The sequence below is a fragment of the Streptomyces xanthii genome (assembly GCF_014621695.1).
Lineage (GTDB): Bacteria > Actinomycetota > Actinomycetes > Streptomycetales > Streptomycetaceae > Streptomyces > Streptomyces xanthii.
The window spans coordinates 464,362-483,866 of the sequence record NZ_CP061281.1; the positions used below are offsets into that span (position 1 = coordinate 464,362).

The following is a 19,505-nucleotide window of genomic DNA, read 5'->3' on the forward strand; positions in this document are numbered from 1 at the left end:
GACCCCCGGCGGTCCCCGGCGCGGCGGGCTCAGCCGCCGCGCCGGACCCGGGCCGCCTTGCGGGCCTCGGCGAGCTTGCGGGCCTCGCTGCTCTTGCGGGACGGCTTGGCACCGGAGGCGCTCTTGGTGTCCTTGCTGGTGCCGATGCCTCGGAACGGGGCGTTCTGGTTCTTGGGGCGCGTCGACGGCCCGCCGTCGAGAGGCGTTCCGGAGGGGACCCGGGCGCCGGTGATCCGGCTCAGCTCCGCCTCGCCGGACCGCACCTTGGTGACCTTGGCAGTGACGTCGGCGTCCGCCATGACCTGGCTCGTCTCGCGGCGCTGCCCGGAGAGGGCGAGCGTCACGACGGTGCCGGTGCGGCCGGCCCGGGCGGTGCGGCCCGCGCGGTGCAGGTAGTCCTTGGGATCGGTGGCCGGGTCGACGTTGACCACGAGGTCCAGGTCGTCCACGTGCAGGCCGCGCGCGGCGACGTTCGTCGCCACCAGCGCGGTGACCTGCCCGTTCTTGAACCGGGCCAGGGTCGCGCTGCGCTGCGGCTGGGACTTCCCGCTGTGCAGGGCGGCGGCGGGCACGCCGCTGGCCCGCAGATGCCGGGTGAGCTGGTCGACGCCGTGCTTGGTGTCCAGGAACAGCAGGACGCGGCCGTCGCGGGCGGCGATCTCCGTGGCGACGGACCAGCGGTCCGGGCCGTGCACGACGAAGACGTGGTGCGCGATCCCGGAGACCGCGTTCGACGAGGGGTCCACGGAGTGCACGGCGGGGTCGCGCAGATAGCCGCGCACCAGCTGGTCGACGTCACCGTCGAGGGTGGCCGAGAACAGCATCCGCTGCCCGTCGCGCCGCACCTGGTCGAGGATCTCGGTGACCTGCGGCAGGAATCCCATGTCGCACATCTGGTCGGCCTCGTCCAGGACCGTGATGCGGACGCGGCCGAGACGGCAGCCCTTGCGCTCGATCAGGTCGTGCAGACGCCCCGGGGTGGCGACGACGATCTCGGCGCCGTCCCGCAGCGCGGCGGCCTGCCGGCCGACGGACACGCCGCCCACCACGGTGGCGAGCCGCAGCTTCAGGGCGTCCGCGTAGGGGGTGAGCACCTCGCCGACCTGCTGCGCGAGCTCCCTGGTGGGCACGAGGACGAGCGCGAGGGGTTCCTTCGGCTGGGCGCGCCGGCCGGCCGTGCGGGCCAGCAGACCGAGGCCGAAGGCGAGCGTCTTGCCGGAGCCCGTGCGGCCCCGGCCGAGGACGTCCCGTCCCGCGAGGGCGTTGGGCAGCGTCGCCGCCTGGATGGGGAAGGGCACCTTGACGTCGTGCTCGTCGAGCGTCCGCAGCAGCGCGGCCGGGAGCCCCAGGTCACTGAAGGACGCGGCGGACTCGTCGTCCTGCCGCCGGGCGTCGGCGCGTGCTGATTCGCTCACTGAGAGCCTTCCTCCGAAGGGGACCGTACCGACGTACCGGGGAAGGCGCGGCGGGGACGCGGCCGCCGGCCGGAGCCCCCGTACGGAGCGGCGGCGCGGCGAGGCCACAAACGCACAAGGCTAGCACGGGAGGTCGGTCCGGCCCTCGGTGATCAGTGCCCACGGGTGCGGGGGCGATCACGCGCCACCCCCTCACCACGCCACCCCCTCACCACGCCGACCCCGCACCACGCCGACCCCGCACACCTCGCCGTCCGCTCAGGCGGGCTCGTGCGCGTGCACCGTGCGGACGGCGTCGACGACGGCCCCGCGGTGCACGAGGTCGATGGCCGCGCGGACCCTCGGGTACATGACGACGTCCTGCGTGAGGTGGTCGACGGGCCGGCCGTCGGCGGAGCGGGTCGAGCGCAGCATGCCGAGGACCGCCCGGCTCGCGGAGGACAGCACCGACGGGTCGGCGTCCTGCTCGGCGAGGCGCAGTTCGAGCGCCTGCGCGGCCATGAGGAGCTCGATGCCGATGACGGCCTCGATGTTGGCGACGACCTGCCGGGCGTGCCGGCCGGCGTTGTTCGCCATCGAGACGTGGTCCTCCTGGTTCGCGCAGGTCGGGATGGAGTCGACGCTGTCGGGGTGGGCCAGCGTCTTGCAGTCCGACACCAGGGCCGCCGCGAGGTACTGCGGCAGCATGTAGCCGCAGTCCATGCCGACCTTCTCGCTGGCGACGAGCATGTCCGGAAGCCCCCGGTTGAGCGAGCCGTCGTCGAGGCGGAACAGCCGGCGCTCGGCGATGCTGCCGATCTCGGTGACGGCGATGGAGAGGAAGTCCGCCGCGAAGGCCAGGTACTCGGCGTGGAAGTTGCCGCCGGAGACGGCCTTCAGGGAGCGGCCGGCGGGCAGGTCCGGGAAGACCAGCGGGTTGTCGGTGGCCGCGTTGATCTCGGTCTCGACGATGCCGTGCACGAAGCGCAGGGTGTCGCGGACGGGGCCGAGGACCTGCGGGGTGCAGCGCAGCGAGTAGGCGTCCTGGGGCGGCCTGCGGGTCGGGTCGCAGTCCACGTCGCCGTCGATCAGGCCGCTGTCGCCGAGCAGCTGCCGGATGCGGGCGGCGGACTCGATCTGCCCCTGGTGGCCGCGGGCCTCGTGGATCTGCGGGAGGAACGCGTCGCCGAAGCCCATCAGGGCCTCGATGGACATCGCGGCGGTGATCTCGGCGGTGGCGAGCAGGTTCTCCGCGTCGGCGACGGCGAGGGCGACCTGCGCGGTGGAGAAGGACGTGCCGTTGGTGAGGGCGAGACCCTCCTTGGCGCGCAGGGTGATCCGCTCGATCCCGGCGTGCTTCATGGCGGCGACCCCGCTCATGAGTTCGCCGTCCCAGAACGCCTCGCCACTGTCGATCTCTGCGTCCTCGCCGGCCGGGCGGGACAGCACGATCGCCAGGTGGGCCAGCGGGATGAGGTCGCCGCTGGCGCCGAGCGAGCCGTACTCGGGGACGGCCGGGTGGACGCCCGCGGAGAGCATCCGGGCGAGGGTCTCGGGCAGTTCGGAGCGGACGGCCGAGTAGCCGCGGGTGAGGCTCGCGGCGCGGATCAGCATGGCGGCGCGGACGACCTCGTGGTCGAGGTGGCGGCCCACGCCGCTGGCGTTGGAGACGATCAGGCGGCGGGACAGTTCGGCGGCGTCCTCGACGGTGTCGAAGGCCTGGCGTCCCGCGAGGGAGCCGAAGCCGGTGTTGATGCTGTAGATGGGCTCGACGGGCTTTCCGGCGCGCATGTCCTCGATGATCGAGCCGACCCACCGTTCGCCGGCGCGCATCGCCTCGACGGCCGCGTCGCCGACGACGACCTCCCGGCCGCCGCGGGCGACGGCGACGAGGTCGTCGAGCGAGACGGGCGCCTCGCCCAGGGTCACGGGCTCGGTCATGGGTTTCCTCCTGATGTCGGTTCCGTACCTCGTCGCACGCGACGGTGTCGCGGCACTTCTCATGATGGGCAGCCGCGACGGCGGCGGCCCGCGGCCCTCACACGTCCAGGACCAGGCGCTCGCCGCGGCAGCGCGAGACGCAGATCATCATCGTGTCGCCCGCGGCGCGTTCGTCCTCGGAGAGCACGCGGTCGCGGTGGTCCGGTTCGCCCTCGAGGACGCCGGTCTCGCAGGTCCCGCACACGCCTTCGCGGCAGGAGCTGAGCGACCGCACCCCGGCGGCGGACAGGGCGTCGAGGATCGACTCGTCCGCGCCCACGGTGATGTCGCGGCCGTCGCGGGTGACCACGGTGAACGCGTGGTCGTCCTCGCGTCCCGCGGCGTCGGGGGCGGCGGTGAAGTGCTCCAGGACGAGCCGGCTGCCGGGGCGGCTCCCGGCGTAGCCCTCGACGGCGGCGAGCAGACCGGCCGGTCCGCACGCGTACAGGTCGGCGTGCCCGGCTCCCAGCCGGTCGAGTGCGGCGGCGACGTCGATGACGCCGGACTCGTCGTCACGGTGGAGGACGACCTTGTCGCCGTACTTGCCCAGCTCGTCCGCGAAGGCCATGGAGGTCGCCGAGCGCCCCAGGTAGAGCAGGGTCCACCGCTTACCCGCGGCCTCCAGCGCGGCGGCCATCGGCAGGAGCGGCGTGATCCCGATGCCGCCGGCGACGAGGACGTGCCGCTCGGCCGCGAGGTCCAGCGGGAAGGTGTTGCGGGGCGTGCTCACCAGCAGGTGGTCCCCCACCTTGACCCGGTCGTGGAGGTGGGCGGAACCGCCGCGTCCGTCGGGTTCGCGCAGCACCGCGATCCGCCAGCGCGCCTCGTCGGGGCCGGACGAGAGGGAGTACTGCCGGACGAGATCGCGGGAGAGCACGACGTCGATGTGGGACCCCGGGGTCCACGCCGGGAGGGCCCGGCCGTCGCGCGACGCCAGGACGAAGGAAACGACTCCCGCCGCCTCCCGCGTCACCTCCTCGACCTTGACGGTCACGAACTGCTGCGCCGGCATGGCTCCTCCGTCTCCGCACTCGCCGTCCGCGGGGCGCGTCGTGCGGCGCCCCGATCACCCGCATCGTGCTGACGTCGGCCGGGGTGCGGCAACGGTGGTTCTCAGCAGGTGATAACGGCCGTGTCCCGGGTGTCCGCCGCGCGCCTACGGTTCGGCACGTCCACCCGTACCGACCCGAAGGAGGCCCGATGACCGGGACCGCCGGCCACGTCGTCACGTCCGTCCTGGACGACCCGTACGACGACGCCAACCTGACCGATCCGTATCCGCTGTTCGCCCGCCTGCGCGACGCCGGGCCCACGGTGTGGCTGGAGAAGTACGGGGTGCACGCCTTCACGCGGTTCGAGGAGTGCCGGCGGATCCTGGCCGACCACGAGACGTTCATCTCCGGGGCCGGGGTCGGACCGCGCAACTATCACCGGCAGCCGCCGTGGCGCCCCGCCGGGATCCTGGACTCGGACCCGCCGCTGCACACCCCGCTGCGCACGGCGATGGCCGGGGTGATCTCGCCGCGCAACGTGCGGGCGCTGCGGGCCGCGTTCCAGGAGTTCGCGGTGCGGCTCGTGGACCGGATCCTGGACGAGCGGGAGTTCGACGCGATCACGGACATGGCCGAACTGTTCCCGATCGAGGTGTTCGGCAACGCGGTCGGCATCCCCCGCGAGGGCCGCGCCGAGAACCTGCTGCCGCACGGCGCGATGAACTTCTCCGCGTTCGGCCCCGAGGACGCCCGCTACGACGCCTACTTCGCCGCCGGCGAGGGGACCGTGGAGTGGGTGATGAACAACTGCGCCCGCGAGAACCTGTCTCCGGACGGCCTCGGCGCCAAGATCTGGGAGTACGCCGACCAGGGCGTGATCAGCCCGGACGAGGCCACGCGCCTGGTGCGTGCCCTGCTGTCGGCGGGCCTGGACACGACGGTGCTGTCCATCGGCAACACCATGAAGTGCCTGGTCACCAACCCCTCCGAGTGGGCGGCGCTGCACGCGAACCCGTCCCTCGCGCGGTTCGCGATCGACGAGGCGCTGCGCTTCGAGTCCCCGTTCCAGTCGTTCTTCCGTACGACCGCCCGCGAGACGACGGTCGACGGCGTGCGCCTGGAGGAGGACGCGAAGGTCGCGCTGTTCATGGGCGCCGCCAACCGGGACCCGCGCCGGTTCGGCGAGGACGCCGACGCGTACCGGATCGAGCGGGACGCGTCCGGGCACCTGGCGTTCGGCATCGGCATCCACCAGTGCGTGGGGCAGCCGATCTCCCGCCTGGAGATGGACGTGCTGTTCAGCGAGCTGGCGCGGCGGGTCCGCACGGTGGAGCTCACGGGTGAGCCGGTGCCGTTCCTGCACAACACGCTGCGGGGCTGGAAGAGCCTGCCGGTGCGGATCACCCCGGCCTGAGGCCGCGCGGCCGCCGTTCAGCCGGTGGGCGGCGGCCCGGCGCGGTGCTCCAGGATCTCGCCGAGCCGCAGCCCGGCCGCCTGGAGCCGGCCGCGGGCGTGCCGGCGCCAGTCCGAGCCGCACCGGTTCTCCGGTCCGGCCACGGTCAGCGCGCACAGCACCTCTCCCCCGGCGACGACCGGGACCGCCACCGCGACGGCGCCCTCGTTGAGTTCGCCGCGGGTGACGAGGAAGCCGCGCCGGCGGATCTGCTCGATCTCGCCGGCGAGCTGGGCGCGTCCCAGGGTGCGGGGCGTGATGCTGCGCAGCGGCTGCTGGAGGACGTGGTCGATGACGGTGCGCGGGGCGTGGGCGAGGAGGACGCGCTGGCCGGCTCCCGCGTAGAGCGGCAGGAGTTGGTTGATGCGGAAGGCCATGCGCAGCGGCTGGGCGGACTGGGTCTGGCGCAGGCACATGGCCTGGGTGCCGACCCGGACGGTGAGGACGGCGGTCTCGCCGGTGGTCTCCGTGAGTTCCTCGAGCACGCCCTGGCCCAGTTCGACGAGGCGGGTGTGGGTGAGGTGCTGGCCGGAGATCTCCAGGAGGCGCCAGCCGGGAGCGTAGGTGCCGCCGCGCTCCTCCACGAGTTCCATGTCGCGCAGGGTGCGCAGGTACCGGTAGACGGTGCTGACGGGGATGCCGACGTCGGCGGCGATCTTCTCCACCCGGGCCTCGCCCGACTCGGCGACGGTGATCAGTACGTTGAGTCCGCGCTGGAAGGAGCCCGCCGACGACGTGCCGGTACGCCCCTCGCGCTCGGGGACGGATGGTGCCACGGAGCCTCCCTCGGCCTGGGACCACGACCGTGCCGCACGGCAGGGCTCCGCGCACACCCCCTTCTCACACTCTGAGAATCACCCTCTCAGGGCTCGGCTCCCGGCCCTCGGCGCTCTTGGTGCGGTGGCCCGGCGACCGTAGGCCGCCGGCGGGGTGGCGGGGAGCGCTTGTTCCGGTGACCGGGACGGGGACCGGGCGCGGGGGCGGGTTCCGCTGCGAGCATCACGCCTCACGCGGCAGACGGCCGTCGAAGGGTACGGAGGGCACGGGATGAGCGCACGGGCGGACGGCAAGGTGGTCGTGGTGACGGGCGGCGCGCGCGGCATGGGCGCGGCGTTCGCGCGGCGCCTGGTCGCGGAGGGCGCCAAGGTGGTGGTCGGCGACGTCCTGGTGAAGGAGGGCGAGGCCCTCGCGGCGGAACTGGGCGCCGGGAGCGCCCTGTTCACCGAGCTGGACGTGACGAGCGAGGCTTCGTGGAACGCGGCGGTGGGCCGCGCGGAGGAGGCGTTCGGCGGGGTGACGGGGCTGGTGAACAACGCGGGCGTCGTGCACCGCTGCCCCATGGAGGAGCTGTCCGAGGCGGACTACCGGCGGGTGATCGACGTCAACGAGGTCGGTGTCTTCCTCGGCATGAAGGCGGTCCTGCCGTCGATGAGGGCGGCCGGCGGCGGCTCGATCGTCAACATCTCCTCGCTGGGCGGCGTCATCGGCTTCCCGTACATCATCAGTTACGTGGCCTCGAAGTGGGCCGTGCGCGGGATGACGAAGGCGGCGGCGCAGGAGTTCGCGCCGTACGGAATCCGCGTCAACTCGGTGCATCCCGGCATGGTGGCGACGGAGATGACGGCGCACTCGGAGCGCTCGCACGAGTCGGTGAAGCACCAGCCGATCCAGCGCCTGGCCGCGCCGGAGGAGGTCGCCGGCATGGTGCTCTACCTGCTGTCGGACGAGGCGAGTTACTCGACGGGCGCGGAGTTCCTCGTGGACGGCGGATACGCCAGCCAGTGAGCGGCCGTGCCCCTACGCGGTGTGGAGGCCTCCGTGCAGGACCAGGAGGAACTGCACCGCGACCGCCTCGTGCTTGTACTTGCCGCGCGGGCGGTACCAGCGGACGGTGGACCAGATCGCGTCGCGGATGAAGCGGTAGGTGAGGTGGACGTCGACGTCGGGGCGGAACACCCCTGACTTCTGGCCCGCCTTGAGCACCGTGAGCCAGATCTTCTCGATCTTCTTGCCGGTCCGGCCGACGTACTCGAACCCGGGCTGACGGCTGAACATGGTGAGTTCGTTCTGGTAGAGCGCCACGGCGACGGGCGAGGCGTGGATGGCCGCGAAGGAGTGGCGGACGAGCTCGTCGAGGACCTGCTCCGGGTTCTCCCCCTGCTTCTCGATCGCGGTGAAGCGTTCGAGGAGCGGGTCGAGGAACTCGCGCAGGATCTCGTCGAGCATCTCCTCCTTGGAGCTGAAGTGGTGGTAGAGGCTGCCCGACAGGATGCCGGCCTCGTCGGCGATGTCCCGGACGGTCGTCTGGGCGTAGCCGCGCGTGGCGAACAGTTCCGCGGCGATGCCGAGGAGTTCGCTCCGCCGCTGTGAGCCGCTGTGGCCGCCGGCCCTGGATCCGCGCCGTGTGGTCGCCGGCTGCCCGGACCGCCCTGCCGCCATGTCGTCCGTCCCTCCTGGCAGGAGAGGGTCCCCCACCAAGCAATTGCTCGATCTGTCACTACTACCCCCGGTAAGCGCAGCTTGCCACACCGGGGCGCGGGCATGCCCCGGCCCCCGCCGACGGTGCTCGGCGGGGGCCGGGACGGGGCGGCGCGGGCCGCGGTCTCAGGAGCCCGGAGCGGGTGCTCTCGGTGCCGGGGTCCGGCCGAAGTAGGCGTCCTGGAGGTCGTCCACCTCATCGGCGGGCGCGGACAGGACGACGCGGCCCATGTCGAGGACGGCCACGTGGTCGGCGACGGCGACGGACGCCTCCACGGCCTGTTCGACGAGCAGGATGCCGATGCCGGTCTCCTTCAGCCGGCCGACGCGTTCCATGACCTCGTTGACGATCACGGGGGCCAGGCCGCCGGAGGGCTCGTCGAGCATCAGGAGCTCGGGCCCGGCCATGAGGGCCTGCGCGATGGCGAGCATCTGCTGCTGGCCGCCGGACATGGTGCCGGCGAGCAGCGCCCGCTTGTCGCCGAGGACGGGGAAGAGCTCGTACATCCGCTCCGCCTCCTCGCGCAGGGCGGGCCGTTTGAGGCGGCGGGTGTAGCCGCCGAGCAGCAGGTTCTGCTCGACGGTGAGGCCGTGGAAGACGCGCTTGCCCTCCTGGACGTAGGCCATGCCCCGTTTCACGCGGGTGTGCGCGGCGGCCTTCGTGATGTCCCGGCCGGCGAGTTCCACGCGGCCGGCGGACGCCTTGTTGAGGCCGGAGACAGCGCGGAGCGTGGTGGTCTTGCCCGCGCCGTTGCGTCCGAGCAGGACGGTGAGCTGTCCCGGCCAGACGTCGAAGGAGACGTCCCAGACGACGCGCAGGTCGCCGTAGCCGGTGCCGAGTCCGCGCACCCGCAGGATCGGTTCGCCGGGCTGTTGTGCCGTCATGAGGTCTCCCCCGAGGTGGTGGCGGGTTCCACTCCGAGGTACTCGCTGAGGACGCGCGGGTCGCGCTCGATCTCCTCCGGCGGGCCGGTGGTGATGAGCTGTCCGTGGGCGAGGACGGCGATGTCGTCGGCGAGGGAGAGGACCAGCCGGAAGTTGTGTTCGACGAGGACGACGGTGCCGCCCGCGTCCCGGATCTGCCGGATCAGCGAGGCGAGCCGCTCGACCTCGTGCTCGTCGAGGCCGGACGCCGCCTCGTCGAGGAGGAGCACGCCCGGCGCGTCGATCAGGGCGCGGGCCACCTCGAGGAGCCGGCGCATGCCCAGGGGCAGCGAGACGGCCTCGGTGTCGCGCAGATGGCCGAGGCCCACCAGCGCGAGCATCCGCTCCGCCTCCTCCAGGTCCCCGCGGCGCACCCGGCGGAACCGGGGAGTGCGCAGCACGGCCGCGAGGACGGAGGCACGGTGTCCCGTGTAGCGGCCCGACGCGACGGCTTCGAGGACGGTGACGCCGGCGGGGATGTTCGGCGTCTGGAAGGTGCGGGCGACTCCGGCGCGCGCGACCCCGTCGGGCGGGAGCCCGTGCAGGGCGGTGCCGTCGAGGGTGATCTCGCCCGCGTCGGTGCGGTAGAAGCCGCACACCATGTTCAGGAGCGTGGTCTTGCCGGAGCCGTTGGGTCCGATGAGCGCGGTCACGGTGCCGGGGCGTGCGTCGAGCGAGACGTCCTTCAGGGCCTGGTTGCCGCCGAACGCCTTGGAGACGTTGCGGATCGTGAGGGTCGCGCCCTGGAACGGGGGGATCCGCGGTGCGGGTCCCTCCTCCGTCGTGACGGCGCTGTCGGCCGGTGTCGCCTTCCGGTCGAGGCGGGCGACGAGGACGCGGAAGACGCGGGCGAGGCCGCCGGTGAGGAGGACGCCGCCGATGACCAGGAAGGCGCCGGTGAAGACGAGGGCGTACTGCTGGAAGCCCGAGGACTGGTTGGGCCCGAACTGCATGACGGCGGCGCCGACCAGAGCTCCGTACACGCTGGCGGAGCCGCCGAGGATGGAGGCGGAAAGGACGGTGGTGGCGAAGGCGAAGGAGAACGCCTCCGGGGACACGTACAGGTCGAGGTTGGCGAAGAGCGCACCGGCGAGGCCCGCCGGGATGGCGCCGAGCGCGTACGCGAGGAGCTTCATCCGGAAGACCGAGATGCCGGTGGAGGCGGCGAGGACGGGGCTCTGTCTGAGGACGCGCAGGGCGATGCCGTGCCGGGAGGTCACGATGTTGCGCAGCACGGCGAACCAGAGGATCGCGACCACGGCGATGACGAGGTAGAAGCCCGTCCCGTCGAGCAGGGAGCCGAACAGGGTGGGGCTCTGGATGCCGCTCAGGCCGTTCCGGCCGCCGGTCGCGCCGGGGAAGATCGCGAGCACGTCGGGGACGAGCAGGACGAGGAAGAACGAGGTCATCGCGAGGGACCAACTCCCCAGCCGGAGGCCGGGGATGCCGGTGACGACGCCGACCGCGAGCGCGCCGAGGCCGGCGAGCAGCAGCTGGAGCAGGATGTCGGTGTGGCCCGCTTTGGAGAGCAGGCCGGCGACGTAGGCGCCGGAGGCGTACATCGCGGCCTGTCCCAGGGCGAGTTCACCGGCGTACCCGAGGCTGAGGTTGAGGCCGCTCACCACGAGGGCGAGGATGAGGGTGAGCTGGACCTGGCGGGTCGTGGAGAAGTCCAGGCCCGCCCAGGGGAGGACGAGGACCATCAGTCCGAGCGTCAGGGCCGGTACCCAGCCCGGCACCGCGCGAACGGTTCGCCACAGGGCCATGGTCACACCGTCCTTTCCTGGACCCGTACGAAGAGGCCCGCCGGTCGCACCAGCAAGATGGTGACGAGGATGACGAAGACAGTGATGTTGGCGTAGGCGCCGCCCAGGTAGCGGGCGGCGAGGGCCTCGGCGAGGCCCACGACCAGGCCGCCGACGAGCGTGCCCTGCATGGAGCCGAACCCGCCGATGGCCAGGACGACGAAGCCCTTGAGGGCGAGGGAGGCGCCCAGCGTGGCCACCGCGAAGGTCTTCGGGCCGACGAACATGCCGAGTACGCCGGCGACGGCGCCGGAGAACGCGAAGGCGCCGAAGGCGAGCCGGCGGACGTCCACGCCGCGGAGCATCGCCGCCTCGCGGTCTTCCGACATGCCGAGCAGCGCGAGGCCCACGAGGAAGCGGCGGCTGAGCCGGGTGAGCGCCCACACGAGGAGGACGGCCACGACGACGAGCGCGATCTCCACCGGGTAGGTCTGGCCGCCGAGCAGCCGCATGACCTCGTTGCCCCCGAAGAACGGGACGTTCAACGGCTGGGTCCCCCACACCAGTTGGGTGACTCCGTTGAGGAGGATGGAGACGCCGAGGGTGGTGACAAGGATGTTGTGCGGGTCCTTGACCGGGCGCACCGCGAGGCGTTCCTCGACCGCCGCCAGGGCGAGGACCGAGGCGACGGCGAGCAGCAGGACGACCGGGACGGACAGCTTCCAGGTGACCAGGCCGGTGTACGTGACGAACGCGCCGACCATGATGAGCTGGGCCTGGGCGAAGTTGAAGGTCTTCGAGGAGATGAAGACGATGTTGTAGCAGACGGCGACCAGCGCGTAGACCGCTCCGAGGGCCAGTCCGCCCCAGATCAGCGTCACTGGAACTGCCCGTCCTTGATCTCGGACGGGGCGATGAAGAGGAACACCCCCGCGTCGGCGTTCGGCCGGTGCGCCGTGGCGCTGAAGTGGTAGTCGTTCAGGATCGCCGTCTTGGCCTTCTTCTGCACGCTCTGCTCCTCGAGCGCTCGGGCGAGTGCCTTCGGGTCGTCGAGCGAGCCGGCCTTCTCGGCGGCCGCCGCGATGAGGGGCAGCGCGTCGTAGTTGTAGCCGAGGATCAGCGTGGAGCGGATCTTGCCGAGTGACTTCATCGCCGCGACCGCCTCGTTCATGGCCTTGTCCCCGGCGTCGTACTTGGTGCTCGTGTACACCTGCATCACCAGGTTCTTCACCTGGTCGGTGCCGAGGACCCCGGCGGGTGGCGGCGTGGAGATCAGGCCGGTCGCGGAGACCGAGGTGTTGGCGACGACCGGGACGTTCCAGCCGAGCTTCTTCATGCTCTTCAGCAGGTAGCCGACGGGGGCGCCGTAGCCGTCCATGATCAGGGCGTCGGGGCCGGCGGCGCGGACCGCCTGGAGCTGCGGGGTCATGTCGAGCGCGGCGACGTCGTACTCCTCGCTCTTGACGACCTCGATCCCGGCGTCGTCGAAGGCCTTCGTCATCTCGGCGTCGAAGGTCTCCCCGTAGGAGCTGCTGCCGTGGATGATGCCGACCCTCTTGTACCCCTTGTCCTTGAGGTGGGGGATGAAGCCCTTGGCGTAGTCGGAAGGGCCGGGCGACAGGTCGAAGTTGAGCGGGAAGGCCTTGGGGTCCGAGGAGTCTGCGGTGGGGCCGACGTTCATGGACAGGATGTTGTTCTGCTTCAGGATCGGCAGGACGGCGGCCGTGACGGTGGACGGGCCGGAGTCGAGGAACAGGTCCGGCTTCTTGTCGGAGTTGATCGCCTCACGGAGCTTGGTGACGGCGGTCGTCGGGTCGCCCGCGTCGTCGACGACGGTGACCTCGACCTTGCGGCCGAGTATCCCGCCCGCCGCGTTGACCACCTTGGCGCCGGCCTTGGCCGAGAGCACCGAGGTCGTCGAGTTGTCCGCGAGGACGCCCTGGGCGCTCAGGCCGCCGGTGACCAAAACGCGATAGGGCTCGTCGGCGCTCTTTCCTTCCGTGGCGGAACCGGCCCCGCACCCGGTGAGGGTGAAGGCGACACCCGTGGCCGACGCGATCACCGCAACGATTCGTCTGTTCATTTTCAACCCTTATGGAGAGCCGATGGAGAGCCGAGGACACACCGAGACCGAACCAAGCGCTTGTTAGTGCCGCGAAACGTAGCACGGCGAATCTCGCACCGGTCAAGCATTTGTTTGGTGTTGATTCCGGCCCCTTGACCGGGCTCTCGACGCGCACCTACCGTGATGCACGACCAAGCGTCTGCTTGTTCTGGGGGCGGCGCTCCGAGCACGAGAGGTGGGCGCGATGCGCGACTTCGGGAACAGGGCGGGCGTGGCCGTCGTGTCCGGCGGCTCCGGAGGGATCGGGGCCGCCGTCTGCCGCGGCCTGGCGGCCGCCGGTTCGGCCGTGGCCCTGACGTACCGGCGCAACAAGGAGCAGGCGGAGGCGGTCGCCGCCGAGCTGGCCTCCGCCCACGGGGTCCCCGTCACGACGGACCCGCTGGACCTCTCGGACGCGACCGCCACCCGCGACCATCTGGCCTCGGTGGTCTCCCGCTTCGGGGCGGTCCACACCGTGGTGCACTGCGCGGGCCCGCACGTCCCGATGACACACCTGTCCCGCGTCTCGCCGGAGCGCTGGCGCGAGCAGCTCGACGCGGACGCGTCCGCCTTCTTCAACCTTCTGCACGCCGCGCTGCCGGCCCTCCGCGAGAGCCGGGGCTCGGTGGTCGCGGTCACGACGGCGGCGACCCGCCGCTATCCGGTGCGTGACGGCCTGTCAGCGGGGCCGAAGGCGGCGGTGGAGGCGCTGGCCCGCGCGTTCGCCGCCGAGGAGGGCCGGTTCGGGGTGCGGGTGAACTGCGTGGGGCCCGGGATGCTCACCGACGGGATGGCCGCGCGGCTGATGGACTCCGGCGATCTCGACCAGCGGGCCCTCGACGCCGCGATGGCCAACATCCCGCTGCGCACCTTCGGCACCGCCGAGGACATCGCCGAGGCCGTGTGCTTCCTGGCCTCCGACCGTGCGCGCTTCATCACCGGTCAGAAGCTGGACGTCGACGGCGGCTACGGAGTCTGAGCGGGCCCCGGCTCAGGCCCGGGCCCGGACGATCCGTCCCTCGGCCGTGCCGATCAGCAGCTCGCCGTCCGGGCCGGCGCTCAGACAGGTCGGCGTGTAGACGTGCGCGCCGAGCGCGAGCGGCTGCCGGCGCAGCACCGCGCCGTCCGTCCCGCGCAGGGTGAGCAGTTCGCAGGCCGGGCCGGCCGTCACGGCGTGGACGAGTCCGTCGTGCGCGTCGACCCCGGTGATCCCCGTGTCGAAGCGGTGCGCCCAGACCACGGCGCCGTCCGGGTAGGAGCGGCGTACGAGGTACGAGCCGTCGCGGCCCGTGCAGCCGTGGACGAGTCCGGCGCCGAGGGCGTCGTCCACGTACACGGCCGGGCCGCCGTGGTGAACCCCGAGGGAGTCGTCCCAGGACAGGGGGAACAGCCGCTCGATCCCCTCGGGGCCCGCCCGCACGACCCACTTCTCCAGCAGTGGGGGCTGCACGCCGGCGGGGCCGTCGCCGTACAGGAACAGCAGGTGCGGCGAGCGGCGGACCGGAAGGTCGAACGAGGTGTGGCACTCCCCCAGTTCGAGGGTGCCCAACTGCCGTCCCGTGGGGGTCAGGACGACGCTCGGGCCGGGCGGCCAGTGCGCCCACGGGAAGAGGTCGCGCGAGTCCCTGGCCACCCAGGCGCCGTCCGTGCGGGCGGCGATGACGACCGGGAAGTCGAGGGCGAGTTCGGCGAGCGGGGCGCCGTCGGCCAGGGCGAACCGGCACAGCCGGGTGCGGCGGTTGTCGCTGGTGCCGACCAGGACCGTGATCCAGACGCTCTCCTCGTCCGGGGTGACGTGGAGCCGGCAGCCGCTGCGTTCGAAGGTGTCCTCGGGCTCCGGCAGCGACCACAGCAGGGTGCCGTCCTGCGCCCAGCACTCCAGGAGCGTCCCGGTGGGCCGCGCGACGAGCACTCGGCCGTCGCTCAGCGCCTCCACCGCGGCGGGCCCGCTGCGTCTGCTCCAGGAGGTGCCGTGCTCCGCGGCGACAGCGGCCAGGTACCGCTGCGGGGCGTCCACCCCCGGGCCCTTCGCCGCGGCCCAGTCGACCTGCGCCGGTGCCTGCGGCCAGGCGATCCGCGCGGCGAGCACGTCCGCCGTCACCCGGCTCCAGTCGTCGCGCTCGGCGACGGCGCGGGTGTACGCGACGTTCCCGAGGTCCTCGTAGTCGACGATCGGCGCGCTGAACGTCACCTCCAGGCGTCGCGCGTCGCGCCAGCTCAGCGCGACGACCTCGGCTCCGGCGACCTCCACGTCGACGCGCCGGCGGGTCTCGGGCTCGTACAGGTGAAGTCCGCCCTGCGCCTCGAACTCGTCGCCCTCGCCCGTGCCCACGGCGAGCAGGGAAAGCACCGGGTGGAAGGCGAGCGTCTCGACGGACCGTCCGAGCACCAGCTGGTCCCACAGGGCGAGATCGCTCGTCCGGTAGACGGCGATGCGCCCGCGGCCGTCACGGCCGTTCGCGTAGCAACTCACGGCGATCCAACGGCCGTCCGCGCTCACGTCAGTCGTGAAGGGGTGGCCGATCTCGGGGAACGGGTCGTCGGGTATCAGACGCATACGCATCACGGGAGCCTATCCGGACCTGCCTACAGGACGGTGAAGGCTCCCGCTTCGGCCGCCAGCACCGCCGCCCGCGCGTCCCTTTCCGGCTGGTCCGGGTCGGGTTCGGCGCGCAGCAGCAGGAGCCGGTGGTAGAGCGGTGCGGTCGCAGCGATCAGCAGGGCCCGTGCGTCGGTGTGCGGGGAGGGGAGTTCGCCGCGCTCGACGGCTCGTTCGACCAGGACCGCGCACTGCGCGTACCGGTCCGCCCACAGCCGCGTCTGGGCCTGCGCCGCCTGTTCGGAGTGGAACGAGGCGGACATCAGGGCGACGGCGAGCGAGGGCCGCACCGCCAGGGACTCCTGGATCTCCCGGTTCAGGGCCGTCAGATCGCCGAGCAGCGAACCCGTGTCCGGGGGCCGCCAGTCGGTCTCGCCCGCTGCGTCGATGACGTCGACGAGCAGTCCGCCGACGTCGCGCCAGCGCCGGTAGACGGTGGCGCGGTGCACGCCGGCGCGCGTCGCGACGCCCTCGATCGTGAGCGACTCGTGCCCGCCCTCGGCGAGTTCGGCGCGGACCGCGTCGAGGACCTGGGCTCGGATGCGGGCGGTGCGGCCGCCGGGGCGGCGGTCGGGCGCGGGGGCCATGGGTTCTGACATCGGGAATCCAGTATCCGGTTGATCCACGTCCGTGGGCTGTGACAGCATCTTAACGCAACAGTTGTCGCAGTAACGCTCCGCGCTTCCGCCACCCGCGTACGCACCACCTGCCGAGAGGTACCGCCTTCACGATGCCGCCCGTTCCCGCCGTGCCCGCCGATCCCACCGTGCTCCACCCGATGCCCGAGCACCCGCGCGTCGTCCTGCTCAAGCCGCTGGTGAAGTCGCCGCTGATCGAGGTCGGCGACTTCTCCTACTACGACGATCCGGACGACCCCACCGCGTTCGAGACGCGCAACGTCCTGTACCACTACGGGCCCGAGCGCCTGGTGATCGGCAAGTACTGCGCGCTGGGCACCGGCACGCGGTTCATCATGAACGGCGCCAACCACCGCATGGACGGCCCGTCGACGTTCCCCTTTCCCACCATGGGCGGCTCCTGGGCCGAGCACTTCGACCTGATCACAGGCCTGCCGGGGCGCGGAGACACGGTCGTCGGCAACGACGTGTGGTTCGGCCACGGCGCCATGGTCATGCCCGGGGTGCGGATCGGCCACGGCGCGATCATCGCCTCCGGCGCCGTGGTCACCGGCGACGTGCCCGACTACGGCATCGTGGGCGGCAACCCGTCTCAGCTCATCCGGACCCGCTACGAGCCGGCGGACGTCGCCCGGCTGCTCGCGGTCGCCTGGTGGGACTGGCCCGTCGAGCACATCACCGCGCACGTACGGACCATCATGTCGGGATCGATCGACGAACTGGAGGCGGCCGCCGCGCTGCTCCCCCGGCCCTGACCCCGTCCCCCCACCCGGAAACGAGTGATCGAGCATGTCCCGCAGCCGCGCCCACATCGCGATGGTCGGCGTCCCCCTCGTCAGCCACGTCCTGCCCGGCCTCGCGGTGATCCGTGAACTGGTGGCCCGCGGTCACCGGGTCACGTACGCCGACGACCAGGTGATGGCCGAGCGGATCGAGGCCACCGGCGCCGAACTCGTCACGTGCTCCTCCACGCTGCCCTTCGCCGACAACAAGTGGCCGGACGACCCCATCGCGGCCGCGTCCCTCTTCCTCGACGACGCGATCCAGGCGCTCCCGCAGTTGCGCGCCGCGTACGACGACGACCCGGCCGACCTGTACCTCTACGACATCGGGGCCTACGCGGCGCGCGCCCTGGCCGAGACGCAGGGCCGCCCGCTCGCGCAGCTGTCCCCGACCTTCGTCGCCTGGGACGGCTACGAGGAGGAAGTCGCTGTGCATCTGCGGCAGTTGCCCGGTGCCGACGCGTACCGGGACAGGTTCGCGCGCTGGCTCACCGAGGCCGGGGCCGTCACCACGGACGTGGACGCGTTCTCCGGGCCGCCCGGCCGCTCCCTCGCCCTGATCCCGCGCGCGATGCAGCCGCACGCCGACCGGGTCGACACGGACGTCGTCACGTTCGTCGGGCCGTGCTTCGACACCCGTGCGGGAGACGAGGGCTGGACGCGTCCGGCGGGCGCCGAGAAGGTGCTGCTGGTCTCGCTCGGGTCCGCGTACACGCGGCAGCCGGAGTTCTACCGCCAGTGCGTCGCCGCCTTCGGTGACCTGCCCGGATGGCACGTCGTGCTCCAGATCGGGCGCTACACCGACCCCGCCGAGCTGGGTGACGTACCGGCCGGCGTCGAGGTGCGCTCCTGGGTGCCGCAGCGGGCGATCCTGGAACAGGCGGACGCCTTCGTCACACACGCCGGGATGGGCGGCTGCGGCGAGGGCCTCCTCGCGGGCGTCCCGATGATCGCGGTGCCGCAGGGCGCCGAGCAGTTCATGAACGCCGACCGCCTGGTCGAACTCGGGGTGGCCCGCCGCGTCGACACCGCCGACGCCACCGCCGGGACACTGCGCACGGCGCTGACCGAGCTGCTCGACGATCCCGGACGTCGCGCGCACAGCCGCCGGTTGCAGACGGAGGCCCGGGCCGAGGGCGGCACCCGACGCGCCGCGGACCTCATCGAGGCGATGCTGCCGCACTGAGCACAGCCGGATCACCCCCGCCCGTACACCCTCTGCAGCGCGACTGGAGACGTAGGACATGACGACGATAGGCATCATCCTCGGCACGACCCGTCCCGGCCGGGTCGGGCCCCAGATCGCGAGCTGGGTCGAGAAGACGGCCGGGGCCCGGGACGACGCCGCGTTCGAGGTCGTCGACATCGCCGACCACGACCTGCCGCTGTTCGACGAGCCGCGCTCGCCGCGCCTGGGCGACTACGAGCACGCGCACACCCGCGCGTGGGCGGCCACGATCGACGCGCTCGACGGATTCGTGTTCGTCACGCCCGAGTACAACCGGTCCATCCCGGCCGCGCTCAAGAACGCCATCGACTTCGTCTACCACGAGTGGAACCACAAGGCGGCCGGGTTCGTCGGCTACGGCAGCAACGTCGGCGGGGCCCGCGCCCTCGATCATCTGCGGCACATCGCCGGGGCGGTTCAGCTGACGGCCGTGCACACGCAGGTGCACCTGTCGTTGCAGAGCGACTTCGAGGCGTACACGACGTTCGCGCCCGCCGAGCGCCACGAGCGGGCCCTTGGGCAGTTGCTCGACGAGGTCGTCACGCTGACCTCGGCCCTCGCCCCGATGCGCCGGCGCGGCTGACGCCACTCCGCGCCGCGTTCACGCGTTCAGCCGTGCAGGGCCGGGCGGTAGACGAGCTCCTGGGTGCGGCCGTCGAGGGTGCGCGTCTCGATCAGGTCGAGGTCGAAGTCCTCCGCCCCGGCGAAGATCGGGTCCAGGCCGGTGCGGCCCGTGATGACGGGGAAGACCGTGATCTGGACGCGGTCGACGAGTCCGGCCGCCATCAGGGCCCGGTTCATGGACAGGCTGCCGTGCGAGCGCAGCGGGACGTCGGACTCCTTCTTCAGACGGGCCACGACGTCGACCGCGTCGCCGCTCACGACCGTGGCGTCCGGCCAGTCCAGGGGTTCCCGGAGCGTCGTCGACACGACCGTGAGCGGCAGGTTCCGCATCCGGGTGACCCACGGGTCGCGCACGCCCGGTTCGGTGTCCTCGGCCAGCATGCCGGCGAACGCCCGGTAGGTGTTCGCGCCGAGCACCATCCGCTGGTCCCGGTCGTACTGGCGGAGCCGGTGTTCGAGCAGTTCGGGGCCCTGTTTGCCCCAGTAGCCGGTCCAGTCGCCGCTCGCGGCGCCGAAGCCGTCGAGGCTGCTGAAGATGTCGAACGTGTACGTGGCGGTCATGAC

Annotated in this window: 18 protein-coding genes; 6 read left to right on the forward strand and 12 right to left on the reverse strand. The window is 72.2% G+C overall.

Features of this window, described 5'->3' with window-relative positions; genetic code table 11:
- Positions 1-29: 29 nt before the first annotated feature.
- From IAG42_RS02255 to IAG42_RS02265, 3 genes are all read right to left on the reverse strand, one after another.
- On the reverse strand, positions 30-1,415 hold the full coding sequence (locus IAG42_RS02255) for a DEAD/DEAH box helicase (RefSeq protein ID WP_188335313.1): 1,386 nt from the start codon (positions 1,413-1,415) through the stop codon (positions 30-32).
- A gap of 258 nt (positions 1,416-1,673) precedes the next feature.
- Positions 1,674-3,335, reverse strand: a complete 1,662-nt coding sequence (locus tag IAG42_RS02260; protein ID WP_188335314.1) for an HAL/PAL/TAL family ammonia-lyase — start codon at positions 3,333-3,335, stop codon at positions 1,674-1,676.
- 97 nt (positions 3,336-3,432) lie between these two features.
- Positions 3,433-4,386, reverse strand: a complete 954-nt coding sequence (locus IAG42_RS02265) for a PDR/VanB family oxidoreductase (protein ID WP_188335315.1) — start codon at positions 4,384-4,386, stop codon at positions 3,433-3,435.
- Positions 4,387-4,574: 188 nt separating this feature from the next.
- Here IAG42_RS02265 and IAG42_RS02270 point away from each other — a divergent pair, with 188 nt between their 5' ends.
- Positions 4,575-5,780: a cytochrome P450 gene (locus IAG42_RS02270; protein WP_188335316.1), complete on the forward strand. Its 1,206-nt coding sequence runs from the start codon at positions 4,575-4,577 to the stop codon at positions 5,778-5,780.
- Between the two features lie 17 nt (positions 5,781-5,797).
- Here the strand turns inward: IAG42_RS02270 and IAG42_RS02275 are convergent, their stop codons facing one another.
- Complete coding sequence (locus tag IAG42_RS02275; RefSeq protein WP_188335317.1) at positions 5,798-6,595, reverse strand: IclR family transcriptional regulator; 798 nt, start codon at positions 6,593-6,595, stop codon at positions 5,798-5,800.
- A 271-nt stretch (positions 6,596-6,866) separates the two neighbouring features.
- Between IAG42_RS02275 and IAG42_RS02280 the strand changes: the two genes are divergently transcribed.
- Positions 6,867-7,604, forward strand: coding sequence for an SDR family NAD(P)-dependent oxidoreductase (locus IAG42_RS02280; protein ID WP_188335318.1), 738 nt, complete (start codon positions 6,867-6,869; stop codon positions 7,602-7,604).
- 12 nt (positions 7,605-7,616) lie between these two features.
- Here the strand turns inward: IAG42_RS02280 and IAG42_RS02285 are convergent, their stop codons facing one another.
- From IAG42_RS02285 to IAG42_RS02305, 5 genes are all read right to left on the reverse strand, one after another.
- Positions 7,617-8,258 carry a TetR/AcrR family transcriptional regulator gene (locus IAG42_RS02285; protein WP_188335319.1) on the reverse strand — a complete coding sequence of 214 codons (642 nt, stop codon included), beginning with the start codon at positions 8,256-8,258 and terminating at the stop codon, positions 7,617-7,619.
- A 165-nt stretch (positions 8,259-8,423) separates the two neighbouring features.
- Positions 8,424-9,182, reverse strand: coding sequence for an ABC transporter ATP-binding protein (locus tag IAG42_RS02290; RefSeq protein WP_188335320.1), 759 nt, complete (start codon positions 9,180-9,182; stop codon positions 8,424-8,426).
- Positions 9,179-10,987 carry a branched-chain amino acid ABC transporter ATP-binding protein/permease gene (locus tag IAG42_RS02295; protein WP_188335321.1) on the reverse strand — a complete coding sequence of 603 codons (1,809 nt, stop codon included), beginning with the start codon at positions 10,985-10,987 and terminating at the stop codon, positions 9,179-9,181. The genes IAG42_RS02290 and IAG42_RS02295 overlap by 4 nt, the downstream gene beginning before the upstream one ends.
- Positions 10,988-10,989: 2 nt before the next feature.
- The gene (locus IAG42_RS02300; RefSeq protein ID WP_188335322.1) at positions 10,990-11,847 is read right to left on the reverse strand and encodes a branched-chain amino acid ABC transporter permease; all 858 of its coding nucleotides are present in this window, start codon (positions 11,845-11,847) and stop codon (positions 10,990-10,992) included.
- The gene (locus tag IAG42_RS02305; protein ID WP_188335323.1) at positions 11,844-13,049 is read right to left on the reverse strand and encodes an ABC transporter substrate-binding protein; all 1,206 of its coding nucleotides are present in this window, start codon (positions 13,047-13,049) and stop codon (positions 11,844-11,846) included. Before IAG42_RS02305 ends, IAG42_RS02300 begins: the two co-directional genes overlap by 4 nt.
- 226 nt (positions 13,050-13,275) lie before the next feature.
- Between IAG42_RS02305 and IAG42_RS02310 the strand changes: the two genes are divergently transcribed.
- A complete protein-coding gene (locus IAG42_RS02310) occupies positions 13,276-14,049 on the forward strand; it encodes an SDR family NAD(P)-dependent oxidoreductase (protein WP_188335324.1) in 774 nt (257 codons plus the stop codon).
- A 12-nt stretch (positions 14,050-14,061) separates the two neighbouring features.
- Here the strand turns inward: IAG42_RS02310 and IAG42_RS02315 are convergent, their stop codons facing one another.
- The gene (locus IAG42_RS02315) at positions 14,062-15,633 is read right to left on the reverse strand and encodes a hypothetical protein (protein ID WP_188335325.1); all 1,572 of its coding nucleotides are present in this window, start codon (positions 15,631-15,633) and stop codon (positions 14,062-14,064) included.
- A gap of 23 nt (positions 15,634-15,656) precedes the next feature.
- Positions 15,657-16,268, reverse strand: coding sequence for a TetR/AcrR family transcriptional regulator (locus IAG42_RS02320; RefSeq protein ID WP_188335326.1), 612 nt, complete (start codon positions 16,266-16,268; stop codon positions 15,657-15,659).
- A gap of 131 nt (positions 16,269-16,399) precedes the next feature.
- On the opposite strand from IAG42_RS02320, the gene IAG42_RS02325 reads away from it, so the two are divergent.
- From IAG42_RS02325 to IAG42_RS02335, 3 genes are read left to right on the forward strand one after another with little or no spacing between them, the layout of a single operon-like run.
- Entirely contained in the window at positions 16,400-17,062 is a 663-nt protein-coding gene (locus IAG42_RS02325; protein WP_188335327.1) for a CatB-related O-acetyltransferase, read from the forward strand.
- A gap of 34 nt (positions 17,063-17,096) precedes the next feature.
- Entirely contained in the window at positions 17,097-18,275 is a 1,179-nt protein-coding gene (locus IAG42_RS02330; RefSeq protein WP_223205816.1) for a macrolide family glycosyltransferase, read from the forward strand.
- A 58-nt stretch (positions 18,276-18,333) separates the two neighbouring features.
- Entirely contained in the window at positions 18,334-18,900 is a 567-nt protein-coding gene (locus tag IAG42_RS02335) for an NADPH-dependent FMN reductase (RefSeq protein WP_188335328.1), read from the forward strand.
- Between the two features lie 26 nt (positions 18,901-18,926).
- Here the strand turns inward: IAG42_RS02335 and IAG42_RS02340 are convergent, their stop codons facing one another.
- Positions 18,927-19,502, reverse strand: coding sequence for a dihydrofolate reductase family protein (locus IAG42_RS02340; protein WP_188335329.1), 576 nt, complete (start codon positions 19,500-19,502; stop codon positions 18,927-18,929).
- Positions 19,503-19,505 lie beyond the last annotated feature (3 nt).